Below are 2,160 nucleotides of genomic sequence, written 5' to 3'. Positions count from 1 at the left end.
AGATGTGTATAAGTGAGAGGGCGTCTAACGTGAACTACGGTGCAGGTGACGTATATTCATATGAGCACGATATGTACTTCGGTTTCTCAGGTGAGTCTGACGGTATTGCCTATGACTTTGGCTACCTTTACTACAACTACGATGACGAAGCGAACTTCGACTTTGCAGAAGTTTATGGGTCTGTAGGTATGGGCGGGTTAAGCCTTACTGTATACCTTTTAGCGCACACTGAAGCTGACGAAGGCGAAGACCAGGACTTTGGTTTTGCTCAAGCGTCTTATACGTCTCTTGGTTACACTACAGAAATCCTGAATGGCACTGAGCTTGGTTTCCATGTGGGTTATCACGAGGGTGACTTCGCTGAAGCGTTTAATGGCGTTGAAGGTTATATGGACTATGGTATTTCAATAGCAAAAGACGGCTTTAGCTTCGCCATCACCGGTACCGACCTTGACGACATGGGCGGTGACGACGAGTTTGATAACGACGCCGTTAAATTTACCGTAGCGTATTCAGTAGACTTCGAGCTATAAACTACTTTGTAGCGGCCATTGGATGGCCTTTATCAAAACGTTGAGTACTAAAAGCCTAATGTGTTTCCGTTAGGCTTTTCATTTTTTAAAAGCAACGCATTTTTAACTTGTTCGTAACCTGCTTTTGATTATAATGAGATTAATTTTTAAACGAGTGTAAGGAGTATTCAGGATGAAGGTTCTTCCATTTTTTGCGATTTGTGGAGCGGTAGCGCTTGTTAGCGTTGCGGTCACAAGTACGCCAAATTCACACTCGTCAGTATGCGAATTCCAACCCGTTACGGAGTTCAACCCCAAGTTGCCCGCAAGCCATATTCAAAACCAATGTGCCCGTCATCAAGAGGGTGTTGAGGAAGTCAGTTGGCTGTCATGGATAGCGGGGAAATCATCATCTTTCCAATTCCACTTTTTAGACCTACTTGAGTTGATGCACAGCGACGAAGGTAATCGAGATTTCACCTCACCTGCTAACGACACTTAGGGGAAAATTATGCAGTCTGGTACTGGTTTTTGGTCAGTTCTAGGTAGTGTAGTTGCTAGTCTATTTGGTGTTCAGAGCCATAAAAACTACGAACGTGACTTTACTAAAGGCACTTTTATAAGCTTCGCCGTCATTGGTGTAATCTTGGTTGTGCTGTTTGTTGTTACGCTTTTTATGTTCGTTAAATGGTATACGGGCTATAGCGCATAGCAATTGCGTTAATACACAGTAAAATCGTATGCGGGTAAGGCGGTCGATGCGCTACCTATAAGACGTTTTTTAGGCACCACACACTAAACTGAAGGGCGGTGAAACGTCTTCTTTTTTCGAGTCTTTCGCTTTGGTGCGACGTTAGCTGGAGGGAAATAAGCCAAAATTTCATCCACAGGCTGTCGCTTTGCACCGTTTTGACTTATCGAACGCTTAACTGACAGCATACTGAAATCTGCCCCGTGATAAAGCGACCGAGTTAGCGGTAAATCGTGATTTGAGATGAGTACGGGTATGCCTCGCTTTTTTGACGCGCGGGTGGCGAGCTCAGCCAGCTTCTCTTGAGATTCTTGTCCGAAGCTTCGCGCCGCATAGCTGGTAAACGCTGCAGTCTTGCTGATAGGAGCATACGGTGGGTCACAATAAATAACGTTGCCACGCCTAGCTCTAGAAAAAACCTTTTCAAAAGGAAGACAAGTAAACGTCGCTTTTTGCGACTTTTCCGAAAACACAAACATCTCGTCTTCTGGAAAGTAAGGCTTTTTATAGCGGCCAAAAGGTACGTTAAAACGCCCTTGAAGGCTGTAGCGGCATAAACCGTTGTACCCATGTCGGTTTAAATAAAGAAAAAGAATCGCTCGGTAGTATTCATCTTGCGTTGCGTTGAACTCTTCGCGCAAGTCATAGTACATCTTTTCTTCATTGCGACTCCCATCAAAAAATGCGCGCGCGTCGTTAATCAGAGCGTCTGGTTGTGCTTTTAAGAAGTTATATAAGTTGATGAGATCAGGATTGATGTCATTAAGCAGGTAGCGTTTGTATTGCGTATTCAGAAATACAGATCCGGCTCCAACAAACGGTTCAATGAGTTTATTGGCTTGCGGAAATCTGGCCTGAATATGCTCAACCAAGCTGTATTTGCCACCGGCCCATTTT

General features: G+C 44.4%; 4 protein-coding genes. 3 read left to right on the top strand and 1 reads right to left on the bottom strand.

Annotated features, from left to right (window positions below):
- The 3 genes from QVA83_RS04830 to QVA83_RS04820 all read left to right on the top strand — a co-directional run.
- Window positions 1-533 (top strand): TorF family putative porin (locus tag QVA83_RS04830; protein WP_287498187.1); only part of this gene is annotated, 533 nt, incomplete at its 5' end.
- Window positions 534-705: 172 nt separating this feature from the next.
- Entirely contained in the window at window positions 706-1,014 is a 309-nt protein-coding gene (locus QVA83_RS04825) for a hypothetical protein (RefSeq protein WP_014948027.1), read from the top strand.
- 9 nt (window positions 1,015-1,023) lie between these two features.
- Window positions 1,024-1,224 (top strand): DUF2970 domain-containing protein, encoded by a 201-nt coding sequence (locus QVA83_RS04820; protein WP_014948028.1) that lies wholly within the window; start codon window positions 1,024-1,026, stop codon window positions 1,222-1,224.
- 83 nt (window positions 1,225-1,307) lie between these two features.
- Here the strand turns inward: QVA83_RS04820 and QVA83_RS04815 are convergent.
- Window positions 1,308-2,160, bottom strand: an 853-nt coding sequence (locus QVA83_RS04815; protein WP_287498186.1) for a Dam family site-specific DNA-(adenine-N6)-methyltransferase, incomplete at its 5' end; no start/stop codon positions are given.

The organism is Alteromonas sp. AO-Serp, from assembly GCF_017849675.1.
In the GTDB taxonomy this organism is placed as follows: Bacteria; Pseudomonadota; Gammaproteobacteria; order Enterobacterales; family Alteromonadaceae; genus Alteromonas; species Alteromonas macleodii.
This window is presented reverse-complemented; position numbering and strand designations above follow the sequence as displayed.